The 15,076-nt window shown below is 74.9% G+C and carries 11 protein-coding genes; 7 read left to right on the forward strand and 4 right to left on the reverse strand.

Annotated features, from left to right (window positions below; translation table 11 throughout):
- Window positions 1-2: 2 nt before the first annotated feature.
- From ACH4E7_RS01230 to ACH4E7_RS01240, 3 genes are all read right to left on the reverse strand, one after another.
- Window positions 3-329 (reverse strand): hypothetical protein, encoded by a 327-nt coding sequence (locus ACH4E7_RS01230; RefSeq protein ID WP_396246919.1) that lies wholly within the window; start codon window positions 327-329, stop codon window positions 3-5.
- A gap of 137 nt (window positions 330-466) precedes the next feature.
- The gene (locus ACH4E7_RS01235) at window positions 467-694 is read right to left on the reverse strand and encodes a DUF3107 domain-containing protein (RefSeq protein WP_270144341.1); all 228 of its coding nucleotides are present in this window, start codon (window positions 692-694) and stop codon (window positions 467-469) included.
- Between the two features lie 134 nt (window positions 695-828).
- On the reverse strand, window positions 829-1,488 hold the full coding sequence (locus ACH4E7_RS01240; RefSeq protein WP_355672493.1) for a TetR/AcrR family transcriptional regulator: 660 nt from the start codon (window positions 1,486-1,488) through the stop codon (window positions 829-831).
- A 222-nt stretch (window positions 1,489-1,710) separates the two neighbouring features.
- On the opposite strand from ACH4E7_RS01240, the gene ACH4E7_RS01245 reads away from it, so the two are divergent.
- The 5 genes from ACH4E7_RS01245 (at window position 1,711) to moeZ (ending at window position 8,197) form a co-directional block, all read left to right on the forward strand.
- A complete protein-coding gene (locus ACH4E7_RS01245; RefSeq protein ID WP_396246920.1) occupies window positions 1,711-2,613 on the forward strand; it encodes an alpha/beta fold hydrolase in 903 nt (300 codons plus the stop codon).
- A 340-nt stretch (window positions 2,614-2,953) separates the two neighbouring features.
- Complete coding sequence (locus ACH4E7_RS01250; RefSeq protein ID WP_396246921.1) at window positions 2,954-4,579, forward strand: DUF3492 domain-containing protein; 1,626 nt, start codon at window positions 2,954-2,956, stop codon at window positions 4,577-4,579.
- Window positions 4,579-5,655, forward strand: coding sequence for a hypothetical protein (locus ACH4E7_RS01255; protein ID WP_396246922.1), 1,077 nt, complete (start codon window positions 4,579-4,581; stop codon window positions 5,653-5,655). The genes ACH4E7_RS01250 and ACH4E7_RS01255 overlap by 1 nt, the downstream gene beginning before the upstream one ends.
- Window positions 5,656-5,781: 126 nt before the next feature.
- Window positions 5,782-6,789, forward strand: coding sequence for an NAD-dependent epimerase/dehydratase family protein (locus ACH4E7_RS01260; protein ID WP_396246923.1), 1,008 nt, complete (start codon window positions 5,782-5,784; stop codon window positions 6,787-6,789).
- A gap of 229 nt (window positions 6,790-7,018) precedes the next feature.
- Window positions 7,019-8,197, forward strand: a complete 1,179-nt coding sequence (gene moeZ / locus ACH4E7_RS01265) for an adenylyltransferase/sulfurtransferase MoeZ (RefSeq protein WP_355672488.1) — start codon at window positions 7,019-7,021, stop codon at window positions 8,195-8,197.
- Between the two features lie 127 nt (window positions 8,198-8,324).
- Here the strand turns inward: moeZ and ACH4E7_RS01270 are convergent, their stop codons facing one another.
- Window positions 8,325-11,069 carry a flippase-like domain-containing protein gene (locus ACH4E7_RS01270; RefSeq protein WP_396246924.1) on the reverse strand — a complete coding sequence of 915 codons (2,745 nt, stop codon included), beginning with the start codon at window positions 11,067-11,069 and terminating at the stop codon, window positions 8,325-8,327.
- Window positions 11,070-11,203: 134 nt separating this feature from the next.
- Here ACH4E7_RS01270 and ACH4E7_RS01275 point away from each other — a divergent pair, with 134 nt between their 5' ends.
- Entirely contained in the window at window positions 11,204-11,554 is a 351-nt protein-coding gene (locus ACH4E7_RS01275; protein ID WP_396246925.1) for an MGMT family protein, read from the forward strand.
- A gap of 112 nt (window positions 11,555-11,666) precedes the next feature.
- A complete protein-coding gene (locus ACH4E7_RS01280) occupies window positions 11,667-15,074 on the forward strand; it encodes an ATP-dependent helicase (RefSeq protein WP_396246926.1) in 3,408 nt (1,135 codons plus the stop codon).
- Window positions 15,075-15,076: the final 2 nt, after the last annotated feature.

Here is a 15,076-nt window from a genome sequence, read left to right on the forward strand (position 1 = left end):
CGTCAGGCAGGCCGGTGCCGCCGCGGCGCGCGGTGGGCACCGGCCCGGTGCGGGTGGTGCCGGTGCGCCGGCGCCCGGCCGGCGGCCAGGTCCGGCCGGGCCAGCAGCGAGGTGATCACCCCCGCGGTCAGCGCCGAGAACGCCACCGCGACCACCGGGTAGCGCCCGTCCAGGCAGAAGTGCGCGACCGCCCCGCCGAGCGGCGCCGCCGCCAGCGCCGTGCCCACGACCAGCGGGCGCGGTGCCCGGAAGTACCGGGGCAGGCCCACCAGGGCGGCCGCACCCGCGACCAGGCCGACCAGGACGAAGAGGATCGACTCGACCAGCAAGGCAGCCTCCCGGGGGACGGGCGTGCGGCACCGGCGCCGCACTTGTCGCCGTACCCAGGCCCACCCGGCCGTACACGCAGCGGTGCCCCGCTCCCTGAGGGGAACGGGGCACCGGAACGAGCTGTTCGGGCGGCGCCTCAGAGGGTGCCGAAGCCGACCTTGCGGGCGGCCTGCTCGCCGATCTCCACGTACGCCAGGCGCTCGGCCGGGACGATGACGCGACGGCCGTGCTCGTCGGTCAGCGAGAAGAGCTTCGTGGAGCCCTCCAGCGCCTTCGCGACCGCGCTCTCGACCTCATCGGCAGTCTGCGAGCTCTCGATCACGATCTCGCGCGGCGCGTTCTGCACGCCGATCTTGACCTCCACGGCTTCCGTCCCTCCGGGGTTGCAGCCTCCACGCGCGGGCACCGGACCACCTGGAACAGGCGTTCGCGGCGACCGCGCCGTACGGCTTCACCATAGAGCACCGGATCACCGTCCAGGCGAAGGTCAGCGGATCGTCACCGCTGCGCGGAGGCCTCCCCGGCCTGCTCGCCCGGGTGCATCGGGAAGCCCTTCAGCCCGCGCCAGGCCAGGCTGGCGACCAGTCGAACCGCCTCGTCGCGCGGGATCTCCAGACCCTGCGACAGCCAGTACCGGGCGGTGATCTGCGCCAGACCGCAGACCCCGGCGGCCAGCAGCTTGGACTCCGACTCCGGCAGGTCGGTGTCCTCCTGGATCACCTGGCTCACCAGCGTCGCGCTCGCCTCGGAGGCCCGCTCGACCCGCTCGCGCACGGCCGGCTCATTGGTCAGGTCCGACTCGAAGACCAGCCGGAACGCGCCCGACTCGCTGGAGACGTAGTTGAAGTACGCCTCCATCGTCGCGGCCACCCGCAGCTTGTTGTCGGTCGTCGTCCCCAGCGCCTCGCGGGTCGACTCGACCAGGGCGTCGCAGTGCTTGTCCAGCAGCGCCAGGTACAGCTCCAGCTTCCCGGGGAAGTGCTGGTAGAGCACCGGCTTGCTGACCCCGGCGCGGTCGGCGATGTCGTCCATGGCGGCCGCGTGGTAACCCTGCGCGACGAACACCTCCTGGGCGGCACCGAGCAGTTGTTCACGGCGGGCGCTTCGCGGCAGGCGGGCACCGCGCGGGCGCTCCTGCGCCTCCTGGATGGCCGTCACGGCGCTCCTCACTTCGGGGTTGTTCGGGGCTGGCGAGAGGGTCGATTCTACTTTTCGGTAACCGCTCCCGCGTTCGGCGAAGGCGAGAAAAGCAGCTCGGCCTACTTGTCAGGAGCCCACAATACGGCGCTGACCTCGGCGTCGGCAGTGGTACGACAAGGGAGGGAACGGCCGGACCACCCTCCCGTCGCCCCCGGCCGGGGCTCACTACCATCGTCCACCATGAGCAGCGCTGAGCAGCAGGTACGTACGGTCGAGGTTCCCGGCGCGGTGCTCGCGGTGCACCGCCCGGCCGAGGAAGCGGTCGCCGACGGGCGCGAGCCCGGGCTCTTCGTGCACGGCCTGGGCGGCTCGGCCGCCAACTGGACCGCCCTCATGGACCGCCTGTCCGGCCTCGTCGACGGCGAGGCCGTCGACCTGCCCGGCTTCGGCCGCTCCAACCCGCCCACCGACGGCAACCTCAGCCTCTCCGGCCACGTCCGCGCCGTCATCGGCTACCTGGAGGCCTCCGGCCGCGGACCGGTCCACCTGTTCGGCAACTCGCTCGGCGGCGCCGTCGCCGTCCGGCTCGCCGCGCTGCGCCCCGACCTGGTCCGCAGCCTCACCCTGGTCTCGCCCGCCCTGCCCGAACTGCCCCCGCAGCGCTCCGCCTGGCCCACCGGCCTGCTCGCCCTGCCCGGGGTGCCCGCGCTGCTGCGCCGACTGCCCGCGGGCCGGCGCGACGTCGAGGCGGCCACCGAGGACCTCCTGCGGCTGGTGTACGGCGACCCGGCCGGCCTGAGCCCGGCCACCCGGGCCGAGGCGGTGGCCGAGTACCGGCGCCGGCTGGAGGTGCCGCACGCGATGCAGGCGCTGATCGGCTCGGCCCGCGGCATCGTCTCGGCGTACACCGAGCGCGGCGACCAGGCGCTGTGGCGGCAGGCCGAGCAGGTCGAGGCGCCGGTGCTGCTGGTGTACGGGCTGCGCGACAAGCTGGTCGCCTACCGCTCGGCCCGGCGCGCGAGCGCGGTCTTCGCGGACTCCCGGTTGCTGGTGCTGCCGGAGTCCGGGCACGTGGCGATGATGGAGCACCCCGACGCGGTCGCCCGCGCCGTCCGCGAGCTGATCGCGGGGACCGGCCGCTGAGCGGCCGGGCGGTGTCCTCGGAGCGGGCACCCGAATAGCGCCCGGTAACGGCCCGGTTCGGGCGAGGTCACGGCGGTTCACTCGTTCAGGTGGCAGCCAGGCATGTGACCGATGGATCGCCCCGGGCCGGTCCTACCTTTCTGCTGCCGGACCGAACAGGTGTGGGGGAGGGCCGCTGACGCCGGGAGCACACGGCGGGCGGCCCGGGCAAGGGTCCCGGCGTACGGCCCCGCGGCTCCCGTGGCCCCTGCTCAGGGGCGTCCAAGGGGTGCGAGGGGACAGCCGGCCCTGACCGAGGGCTGCCGTCACCGCCCCTCTCCGAGGCAGAAGGAGGTCTTCCGTGCGCGTCGCCCTGCTCACCGAGGGTGCCCGTCCGCATCCCCGGCGTGGTGCCGGAGCCTGGTGCGACCGGCTGGCCGAGGGCCTGCCGGAGCACGAGTTCGAGCTGTACCTGCTGACCGGCCCCGAGGGGTTCGGCGCCGCCGAGCGGCTCTCGCCCGCCTGGCGCGGGGCGCGCGACCTGGCCCTGTGGGGGCGCAGGCCGGGCGGCCGGGCGCCGGGCGCGCTGCGCAGACGCCAGTACGCCAGAGCGTACGAGGAGCTGGTGCGGGCACTGGTGCTGCCGGGGCAGCGGGCCGGTTTCGGTGCCGGGCTCCACCGGCTGGCCGCGCTGGCCCGGGAGGACGGCACCCTGGCCGCCTTCCTGGCCTCCGCGCACGCCCGGCGGGTCCTGGAGCGGACCTGGCGGCTGCCCGGCGCGGACACCTCGGCCGGCCAGCCGCTGGTCCGCGACGTGCTGGTCGCCGCCGACCTGCTGGAGCAGTGCCTGCGGCCGCTGTCCGCGCCCTGGTACGGCACCGGCCCCGGGGGCCTGGGCGGCGCCGACCTGTGCCACGTGGTCGGTGGCGGCCCGGCCGCGCTGCCCGCCCTGGTGGCCCGGCACCTGCACGGGGTGCCGTTCGTGGTCACCGAGCACGGCCTCCACCTGCGCGAGCAGTACCTCGGCTACCGCGAGGCGCCGTACCTTCCCCAGCCTTCGGCCGGGGGTACCCCCACGCCGGTGCGCGCCCTGTTGCTGTCCTTCTTCCGGGCGCTCACCGAGGAGACCTACCGGCAGGCGGCGATACTCACCCCGGGCAGCGCCCACGACCAGCAGTGGCAGCGCCGCTGCGGGGCCGACCCGGCGCGCACCCGGGTGGTGTACGAGGGCACCCCGGCCGTGGACCGCCCGGCGGCCGGCCCGGAGCCCGAGCGGCCGACCCTGGTGTGGGCGGGCGCGCTGGAGCCGGGGCGCGACACCGAACTGATGCTGCACGCCTTCGCCCGGGTCCGCGCCGAACTGCCCGGGGCGCGCCTGGTGGTGCACGGCGAGGAGACGGCCCCCGGCTACCGGGCGCACTGCGCGGCGGTCGCCGAGCGGCTGGGGATCACCACGGCGGTGGACTTCGCCGGGCGCCCCGGCTCGCTCGCCGAGGCCTGGGAGGGCGGCACGGTGGCCGTCTTCTCGGCACTCTCCCAGCGCAGCCCCCGGCTGCTCGCGGACGCCATGCTGAGCGGCCGGGCGGTGGTGTCCACCGATGTCGGGGTGGCCCGCGAGGTGGTCGGCCCGACCGGGCTGCTGGTGCCCGCCCGTGATCCGCACGCCCTGGCCGGGGCCTGCCTGGCGCTGCTGCGCGACGAGGAGCGGCGGGCCCGGCTGGGGCTGGCCGGGCGGCTGCGCGCGCAGGAACGCTTCGCCGTGGAGCCGGTGATCGGCGCCTTCCGGGAGGTCTACCTGGAGCTGGTCTCGCAGTACCCGGCCTTCCCCGGCGGCGGCGAGGGCGGCCGGGCGCCGCGTCCGTTCGCCCGCCCCGCCGAGTACTGGCTCACCGACGGCCCGCGCGGGGGTCGGGCCGACGCCCCGGAGGACGGGGGCGACGACCCCGGCGGGCAGGACCGCGCCGAAGAACTCGTGGAGGCCGTCTGATGTCCGGCGGCGCGGCTGTCGACCCGGTGCGTGAAGTGATGGCCGAGCACCGGGAACTGTGCGAGCGCGCCGTCGACCCGCTGGAGATCGCCGCCGGGCTGGAGGACGCCGGGCTCGGCCCGGACGCCGCCGCGCGCTGCCGGCACGCCGACCTGTTCTCGCTGGCCGAGGAGCTGTACGCCCGGGTGCCCCGCCGCCCGCCCACCGCGCCGGAGCCGGCCCGGCCCGGGCCGCGCGGGGCCGGGGTCCGGGCGGCGCTGACCGCCGCCGCGCTGGCCGTGCCGCCCTGCGCCGGGGTGGTCGCGCTGGGCGCCCGCTGGCCGGTGCTGCTGCCCGCCGCCGTACCCCTGGTGCTGCTGCCGGCGCTGACCGCCCCGGCCCCGGCCGAGGCCGGCCCGCCGCCGGGTGGCCCGGCCTGCGACGCCCTGGGGCCGGTCCGGACCCCGCCCCCGTCCCCCGGCTCCCGTCGGAGCCCCGCCGCGCTCGGGTACGGGCTGGGCCTGGCCGCGCTGCTGTTGCTCCCGCTGGCCGCGCCGGGCGGGGACCGGCCGCTGGCCGCCGCGCTGGTGCTGGCCGCCGCGGTGTCGACGGGCTCGGCCGAGCGGGCGGCCCGCTGGTACCGGCAGGTCGGGTGCGGCCACCTCAGGGCGGCCCGCACGCTGGCCGAGTTCCGGGCCCGGATGCGGCCGGTGCTGCCGGTCGCGGTCGCGCTGCACCTGGCGGTGCTCGCGGTGCTGACGTACGCCGCCCTGGCGGTCCTCGCCGCGGTGGCGCCGCGCCCCGGGCCCGGCCACGGCGGCGGGCTGCTGCACCTGGCCGCCGAGCGGGCCGGTGCCGCGCAGTGGGCGGCGCAGGGCGTGCTGGGCCTGCTGCTGGTGCTGCCCGCGCTGCTGGCGCGCTGCGGCCGGACGACGGCCGCGGCGCTGGGGGCGCTGGCCGGGCCCGCCGCGGCGGCGGTGGCGCTCGCCCTGGGCGGCTCCACCCCGTCGGCCGTCCTGCTGGGCGGCGGCACGGTCGCGGCGGTGCTGCTGGCGTACGCCTGGGCGCGGCTCGGCCGGGCCGGCTCGCACCGCTGACGCCCCGACGCCCTGCCGCTTCGATGCTTGGCCGCTTCGACGCTTCGACGCTTGAAAACGCTGTTCGTTCGTAGTTCTCAGTCCGCCAGGTCGTCCCCGACCTCGCTTCGTGGAAGGACGCCCCCGATGAGGGTGCTGCTGCTGGGCGCCGACGGCTTCATCGGCCGCCGGGTGACCGATCGTCTGCTGATGGACCAGGAGTTGCAGGTGACGGTGCTCGGCCGGCGCGACTCGGCCGACATCCGCTTCGACCTGACCACCGGGAGCCCGGGCGCGCTGGCCCGCTTCCTCGACGCGGTCGCGCCGCAGGTGGTGATCAACTGCGCGGGTGCCACCTACGGCAGCTCGCGCACCCTGATCCGGTCGAACACGCTGGCCGTCGCGACCGTCTGCGAGGCGATCCGGCGCAGTCGGGAGCCGGCCCGGCTGGTGCACGTCGGCTCGGCCGCCGAGTACGGGCCGGTGCCCGGCGGGGTGCCGGTCTCCGAGCAGGCCGAGCCGCGGCCGGTCGGCCCGTACGGGGTGTCCAAGCTGGCCGGGACGGAGCTGGTGCTGGCCTCCGGGCTGGACGCGGCGGTGCTGCGGGTGTTCGACGTGGTGGGGCCGGGGGCGCCGACCGCCTCGCTGTTCGGGCGGCTCGCCGAGGGGCTGCGCCGGGCGCTGGAGCGGGGCGAGAACCAGGTGCGGATGCCGGACCTGTCCGGATACCGGGATTTCGTGGACGTGCGGGACGTCGCGCGGGCGATCCAGGCGGCGGCGGTCTCGGCCGCCACCGGGGTGGTCAACATCGGCAGCGGGCACGCCGTGCGGGCCCGGGACGCGGCCCAGCTGCTGGTGCGGGCCTCGGGCTTCGAGGGGGCGATCGTCGAGGAGAACCGGCAGGTCCTGCTGCCCACACAGGTCGCCGGGCAGGGCGGCGACCACCTGCCGGGCCATCATCACCAGTCAGGGCAGCATCTGCCGGGCCACCGGACGGAGGGCCAGCGGCCGGAGGGCCGGCCCGCCCAGGGCGAGCCGGTGCCGTGGCGGCAGGCGGACGTGCGCACCGCCCGGGACCGTCTCGGATGGCGGACGCAGGTGCCGCTGGAGGAGTCGCTGGGGGACGTCTGGCTGGAGACGGCCTGCCGGGTGTGAGGTCGGGCCGGGGGTGTCCCGGGCCCGGAATCCCGGGTCCGGGGCGCCGGGAGCGGCCCTGCGGCCGGTTCCACGATCCGGCGCGGCCCGTCTCGCCCAGCGGACGGGCTGTCTCGGAATACCGGAGGGGCGTGACACTGTTGGCCTAGAGAGCCACCTGAGTGGCGGAGCAACAACCCCGTCCGAGGCGGCCCTGGGCCACCTGAACAAGACACCCATCGGAGTCCCCGTGTCGTTGCCACCCCTGGTCGAGCCGGCCGACGAGCTCACCGTTGACGAGGTCCGCAGGTACTCCCGCCACCTGATCATCCCCGACGTCGGGATGGCCGGGCAGAAGCGGCTGAAGAACGCCAAGGTGCTGTGCGTCGGCGCCGGTGGCCTGGGCTCGCCCGCGCTGATGTACCTGGCCGCGGCCGGTGTCGGCACGCTGGGCATCGTCGAGTTCGACGTGGTCGACGAGTCGAACCTGCAGCGCCAGATCATCCACGGCCAGGCCGACATCGGCCGCTCCAAGGCGGAATCGGCGCGGGACTCGGTCAAGGAGATCAACCCCTACGTCGACGTGATCCTGCACGAGGAGCGCCTCGACAACTCCAACGTGATGGAGATCTTCTCCGGCTACGACCTGATCGTGGACGGCACCGACAACTTCGCGACCCGCTACCTGGTGAACGACGCCGCGGTGCTGCTCGGCAAGCCGTACGTGTGGGGCTCGATCTACCGCTTCGACGGCCAGGCCAGCGTGTTCTGGGCCGAGCACGGCCCCTGCTACCGCTGCCTGTACCCGGAGGCCCCGCCGCCGGGCATGGTCCCCTCCTGCGCCGAGGGCGGCGTGCTGGGCGTGCTGTGCGCGTCCATCGGCTCGATCCAGGTCAACGAGGCGATCAAGCTGCTGGCCGGAATCGGTGACCCGCTGGTCGGCCGGCTGATGATCTACGACGCCCTGGAGATGAACTACCGCCAGGTGAAGGTCCGCAAGGACCCGAACTGCGCCGTCTGCGGTGAGAACCCGACGGTCACCGAGCTGATCGACTACGAGGCCTTCTGCGGCGTCGTGTCGGAGGAGGCGCAGGCCGCCGCCGCCGGTTCGACCATCACCTCGAAGCAGCTCAAGCAGTGGCAGGACGAGGAGGAGGACATCTACCTCATCGACGTCCGCGAGCCCGGTGAGTACGAGATCGTCAACATCCCCGGCGCGGTGCTGATCCCGAAGAACGAGTTCCTGATGGGCGACGCGCTGGAGAAGCTGCCGCAGGACAAGAAGATCGTGCTGCACTGCAAGTCCGGCGTGCGCTCGGCCGAGGTGCTGGCCGTGGTCAAGGCCGCGGGCTTCGCCAACGCCGTCCACCTGGGCGGCGGCGTGCTCGGCTGGGTGAACCAGATCGAGCCGCACAAGCCGGTCTACTGAAGAGCGGTCTGCTGAGAGGTCGGTCTGCTGAGGGCCGGCCTCCCCAGGGGCCGAAACGAGGGAGGGCCCGCCGACTCCGGCGGGCCCTCCCTCGTGCGTTCTCGCGTGCGTGCGTTCCCGCGTGCCGTCAGAGCGCGTTCCTGCGCTGCAGCACGTTGTAGGCGATCCAGCCCGGCAGCACCGGCAGCCAGAAGGTGAGCGCCCGGTAGAGGAAGACCGCCGGGGTGGCCACCGCAGGGGGCACGTCCGCGACGGTCAGGGCGCCGATCAGGGCGACCTCGACCGGGCCGATACCGCCCGGGGTGGGGATCGCCGAGCCGGCCGCGTTGGCGGTCAGGAAGACCACCGCGACGGCCGAGAAGCTGACCTCGCCGCCGAAGGCCTGCACCGAGAAGTCCAGGCAGGCGGTGAAGGAGAGGGTCAGCAGCAGGATGCCGCCGAAGCCGGTGAGCAGCTTGCTGGGCGTCTGCATCAGGTCCAGCATCCGCGGCACCACGCCGAAGAACAGCGACCGCAGCCGGCCCAGCACGAAGCGGCGCAGCGGCGCGACGGCGGCCACCACCAGGGCGAGCACGGCGGCGGTCAGCACGCCGATGATCACCGCGCGGGAGGCGGAGAGGTCGCCGTTGGTCTGGCTGCCGGTGATCAGACCGAAGCTGAACAGCAGCAGCAGGTGCCCGGCCAGGCCCGCCAGCTGGGAGGCGCCGACCGAGGCGACCGCCTGGCCGGGACGGATGCCGGCCCTCTGCAGGTAGCGGGTGTTGAGCGCGATGCCGCCGATCGCGGCGGGGGCGACCAGCTTGACGAAGGAGCCGGCCAGCTGCGCCGCGACGGTGCGCCGGAACGGCAGCCGCTCGGGGACGAAACCGGTCAGGCTCATCGCGGCGGCGACGTAGCTGAACGCGGCCGCCAGCAGGGCCGCCGCCGCCCAGACCCAGTTCATCTGGGAGAGCTTGAGCTGGGCCGGCTTGATGGTGGTCAGCGCCAGGTAGGCGGCGAAGGTGAGCGCGATCACCATGATCAGGCTCTTCGGCTTCAGCCGCTCCAGCTTGGCCGGCTCCATCGGCGCCTCGGGGGCGATCTGCAGGATCTGGCCGCGGATGCGGCTGAGCAGGTCCTCGCCGGCCGCCGCGATGTCCTCCTCGGCCTGCTGCTGGGTGCGCTCGCCGGCCGCGACCTGCTCCAGCGCCTTGGCCCGGGCGGCGGCCTTGCGCTCCTTGGTCAGCTTGGCGAGGTCGATCCGGGTGGAGCGGCTCATCCCGACCGGCTGGAGCAGCGGCAGCGCCTGGGCGACCCGTTCGGCGCCGAGCACCGCGTTGGCGGTGGCGACGGCCCGCTCGGGGCCGATCCGCAGCGCGAAGGTGGTCACCAGCTGGGCGACGTCGATGCGCAGCGTCAGGTCGGTGGCCGCGATGTCGCCGCCGGAGAGGTTGACCAGGCAGGCCGTCTTCCCGTCCACCACCAGCAGTGACTCGCCGGTGAGCCGACGGTGGGCGATCCGGCGCTCGTGCAGGGCGGCCACCGACTGCCACAGCGAGGCCATCACCTCGTCGGTGATCTCCTCGTCGGCGAGCTCGTCCAGGGTCCGGCCCTCGACGTTCTCGTACACCAGGATCGCGGCGTCCGGGCCCAGCTCGGAGGTGGCGACCAGCTGCGGCGCGCGGGCGCCCGAGGCGGCCGCCGCGTACGCGATCAGCGCCTCCTGCTCCAGCGCCTGGCGCAGCGACTGGGGGCTGCGGCGCACCGCCACCGAGCGCAGCCGCAGCCGCCGCCAGGCCCGGTAGAAGAAGCCGGAGGCCTGCTGCTCGCGGTCGATGATGTGGACGTCCAGCGGCGGGCCGTCCTGCTGGGTGACGTAGTAGCGGCGGGTGCCGCCGGGGGCGTCCGGGGCGCGGTGGGCGCCGTCCGGGGTGAAGCCGACCTTGCGCAGCCCGATCATCAGGTGCTGGCCGGTGGGCCGGATGTTGGGGGAGCCGATCGCGTACAGCGTGCCGTAGGCGACGGACCAGCCGATCAGCACGGTGAGCAGCAGCGACAGCGGGGTGGTGTAGCCGCCGAGCAGCTCGGTGACCCCGCTGAAGACCACCACCACCCACAGGGCCACCCGCCAGCGGGGTCTGCTCGACATGCCGACGGCGGTCATGTAGGCGATCACCGGGGCGAGGTAGCCGTGCACCGGGTCGGTCAGGGTGCCGTTGCTGTCCATCGGCAGCCGGGTCAGCGCCTCCCGGATGTGCTCGGAGGCGCCCTCGGCCACCCACCAGTCGATGCCCAGCGAGACGCCGTACGCCAGCACCGAGGCGAGCACGCCGTCGGCGACCCGCAGGCCGTCGCGTTTGATCAGCCGCTCGACGGCGAACGCCAGCGGTACGGCGAGCACCGCGACGCTGGAGACCAGACCGGTAATGGTGGACAGCACCACGGAGAAGTGCGGTGCGTTGGTGGCGATGTCCTGCTCGATGCCGGTGGTGGTCGAGGTGGCGATGCCGGCCAGCACGAAGACGGCGACTATCCCGAACACGCCGGCCAGGAAGCGGATCAGGTCGGACGGGCGGTGCGCGCGGGCGGCGAGCAGCGGCTCGTCGACGTCCAGGTGCGGGGCGTCCTCCAGCGGGTCGTGGTACTCGGTCTGCGGGGCGGGCGGGGAGGGCGGCACGGGTGGGGCCGACGGCGCGGGCACGGAGGGCCGCTCGGCCGGCTCGGGCGCCTTCTCCGGTGCGGGGGTCTTGATCGTCAGGTCCTTGATCAGGGAGACTTCCGGCGTCGGCCCGTGCTCGGGCCCACCTCCGGACTCGCCGCCGGGCGCCGGGGGCACGGCGGATCCGGACTCGTCGGAGTCCCTGTCCACGCCCACGTCAGCCGTCCCGGTCATCTGGTCTTGTCCTCGTATCACCACTCACCGCCCCGAAGATGGTGGCATGCCCCGCGCCCCTGTGCTGGACAGGGGGCGGATCGGGCGCGGCGGATCGTTCATCCGGGGCCGCGCGTGCGCCCCTGTAAGGAAGAATGCCCCAGGTGACGGACGTAACAGACGACGGCCTCCCGGACTCCTTGCCGCCCTTCGCCGAACTGGTGCTCGACCTGACCGAGCGGATTCCACCCGGCCGAGTGATGACCTACGGGGACGTCGCCGAGTACCTCGGCCAGGGCGGTCCCCGCCAGGTCGGCCGGGTGATGGCCCTCTACGGCGGCTCGGTGCCCTGGTGGCGGGTGATCCGCGCCGACGGCCGCTTCCTGCCCGGGCACGAACACCGCGCCCTCGCCCACTACAGCGAGGAGGGCACCCCGCTGCGCGAACTCGCCGACCCGCCCCGGGTCAACCTCAAGCTGGCCCGCTGGGACGGGGAGCCCGGTTAGCGGAAACCCCCGCGCGGACGGGAATGACGGGGCAGGATCGTAGGCTCGATACGGGCGGGCCCCCGACGGGCCCGCCCCGGCCACGCCCCCTTGTGCAACCCCAGGACAGTTCGTGAGTTCCCCCTACCGGCTCGTGCGCAGCCCGCTCGTCCAGCCCGACCCGCCCGCGCTGGACGCCTACCAGCGCGCCGTGGTCGAGCACACCGGCGGCCCGCTGCTCGTCCTCGCCGGACCGGGCACGGGCAAGACCACCACCCTGGTCGAGGCGGTCGCCCGGCGCGTCCAGGACGGCACCGACCCCGAGAAGATCCTCGTCCTCACCTTCAGCCGCAAGGCCGCGATGGAACTGCGCGACCGGATGTCCGGCCGCCTCGGCACCGCCGCCGCCCCCCAGGCCACCACCTTCCACTCCTTCTGCTACGCCCTGCTGCGCGCCCACCAGGACCCGCAGGACTACGCCGAACCGCTGCGGCTGCTCTCCGGCCCCGAGCAGGACGTCATGGTCCGCGAACTGCTTGCCGGCGGCGCCGAGGACGCCAAACTCACGGAGTCGATCTGGGGGCACCCCCGGCCGGAGGCTGGGGGAGGCTCCGCCGCGGGCACCCGCATCCCGTGGCCGCCCGACCTGCGTGCCTGCCTGACCACCCGCGGCTTCGCCGACGAGGTCCGCGCCGTCCTCGCCCGCAGCCGCGAACTCGGCCTCGGCGAAGCCGAACTCGAACGCTTCGCCCAGGGCGTCCAGCGCCCCGACTGGGCCGCCGCCGCCCACTTCCTCGCCGACTACCTCGACGTCCTCGACCTGCGCGGCGTCCTCGACTACGCCGAACTCGTCCACCGCGCCGTCCTGCTCGCCGAACGGCCCGCGGTCGGCGAGGACCTCCGCCGGCGCTACGACGTCGTCTTCGTCGACGAGTACCAGGACACCGACCCCTCCCAGGTCCGGCTGCTGCGCCAGCTCGCCGGCGGTGGCCGCGACCTCGTCGCCGTCGGCGACCCCGACCAGTCGATCTACGCCTTCCGCGGCGCCGACATCAACGGCATCCTCGACTTCCCGCAGACCTTCCGACACGCCGACGGCAGCCCCGCCGAGGTCAAGGTGCTGCGCGTCTCCCGCCGCTCCGGCGCCGTCCTGCTCGCCGCCTCCCGCGAGATCACCCGCCGGATGCCGATGGGCCGCCTGCCCGCCGACAAACTCGCCCAGCACCGCGCCCTGCTGCCCTCCCGCGAGGGCGGCCGGGTCGACGTCTACACCTACCCCACCCCCGGCGCCGAGCTCGACTCGATCGCCGACCTGCTGCGCCGCGCCCACCTGGAGGACGGCGTGCCCTGGGGCGAGATGGCCGTGCTCGTCCGGGCCGGCGCCCGTTCCATCCCCGGCGTGCGGCGGGCGCTCGGCGCGGCCGGTGTCCCGCTGGAGATCGACGGCGACGACCTGCCGCTGCGCGAGGAGCCCGCGGTCGCCCAGCTGCTGCTCGCCCTGCGGGTCTGCGCCCGACAGGCCACACAGCCCGCCGCCCGCGACAAGCACGGCGACCCGGACACCGCCGAACCGGACACCGCTGAACCGGACACCCCCGAGCCGCTCACCGCCGAACTGGCCCACGCCCTGCTCACCGGCCCGCTCGGCGGCCTCGACGGCTCCGATCTGCGGCGTCTCGGCCGCGCCCTGCGCGAGGAGGAACGCGCCGCCCTGCGCGCCGACGGCGACCCCGCCGCCCCCCGCCCGGCCGACGAACTGATCCGCGAGGCCCTCGCCGAACCCGAGCGCCTGATCGCCCTCGACCCCGCCACCGCCCGCCGCGCCCGCGACCTCGGCACCCTGCTGCGCAAGGTCCGCGAACTGCTGGCCGGCGGCTGCACCGCCGAAGAGGCGCTGTGGGAACTGTGGGACGGCAGCCGCCGCTGGCGCGAACGCCTGGAACGCGCCGCCCTGCGCGGCGGCGCCGCCGGTCGCAACGCCGACCGCGACCTCGACGCCCTGTGTGCCCTGTTCGAGACCGCCGCCCGCGCCGAGGAACAGGTCACCGGCCACCGCAGCGCCCTCGACCTGCTCGCCGAACTCGAAGCCCAGGACATCGCCGCCGACACCCTCACCGTCCGGGCCGTGCGCCCCGAGGCGGTACGGCTGATGACCGCCCACCGCGCCAAGGGCCTGGAATGGCGCCTGGTCGTCGTCGCCGGCGTCCAGGACGGCCTCTGGCCCGACCTGCGCCGCCGCGGCTCCCTGCTGGAGGCCGACCGGATCGGCCGCGACGGCCTCGCCGAACCGCTCTCCCCGGCCGCCCTGCTCGGCGAGGAACGCCGCCTCTTCTACGTCGCCGCCACCCGCGCCAAGGAACGGCTGATCGTCACCGCCGTCAAGGCACCCGCCGACGACGGTGACGAACCCTCCCGCTTCCTGCGCGAGCTCTACCGCGAGGACGTCGACCCGCGCACCGGAAAGGTGCTGCGCCGCACCCCGCCGGTCACCGTCGAGGACGTCACCCACCGTCCGCGCCGCCCGCTGTCGGTCGCCGCCCTGGTCGCCGAACTGCGCGCCGTCACCGTCGACCCCACCCGCTCGCCCGAACTGCGCCGCGCCGCCACCGAACGCCTCGCCACCCTCGCCGCCGCCACCGACGAGGAGGGCCTGCCGCTGGTGCCCGCCGCCCACCCCGACCGCTGGTGGGGCCTGGACGACGCCACCACCGCCCCCGAACCGCTGCGCAGGGCCGACCTGCCGGTACGGCTCTCCGGCAGCGGCCTGGAACAACTGGAGAACTGCTCGCTGCAGTGGTTCCTCGACAAGGAGGTCAAGGCCAGGGGCGTCGGCTCCGCCGCCCAGGGCTTCGGCAACGTGGTGCACGCCCTCGCCGACGAGGTCGGCTCCGGCCGCACCCCCGCCGACCTCGCCGTCCTCATGGCCCGCCTGGACACCGTCTGGGACGCGCTCGCCTTCGACGCCCCCTGGAAGTCCCAGCAGGAGAAGACCGAGGCCCGCGCCGCCCTGGAGCGCTTCCTCAACTGGCACGTCCTGGAACGCGGCCGGGACGTCGTCGCCACCGAGCACGGCTTCGACGTCACCCTCGACGTCGGCGGCGTCTCGGTGCGCATCCGCGGCTCCATGGACCGGGTCGAGAAGGACCGGGCCGGACGCGCCTACGTGGTCGACTTCAAGACCGGCAAGCAGATACCCACCGACAAGTCGCTGCCCGACCACAAGCAGCTCGCCGTCTACCAGCTCGCCGTGCGGGCCGGCGCCCTCAACGACCTGCCCGGCTTCACCGCCCGCCCCCCGGCCACCGGCGGCGCCGAACTCGTCCACCTGCGCGAACCCGCCGCCAAGGCCGCCCCGGACGCCCCCAAGGTGCAGCGCCAGGAGCCGCCCGAGGGCCAGCCGTGGATCGAGAGCCTGCTCGCCGAGGCCGCCGGCAAGGTCCTCGCCGAGCGCTTCGTGCCGCAGACCGGCGGCGGTTGCGACCGCTGCACCTTCCGCCGCAGCTGCTCCGCCCAGCGCGACGGTGCGCAGCTCGTGGAATGAGG

It is taken from the genome of Kitasatospora sp. NPDC018058, assembly GCF_044327205.1.
GTDB lineage: Bacteria > Actinomycetota > Actinomycetes > Streptomycetales > Streptomycetaceae > Kitasatospora.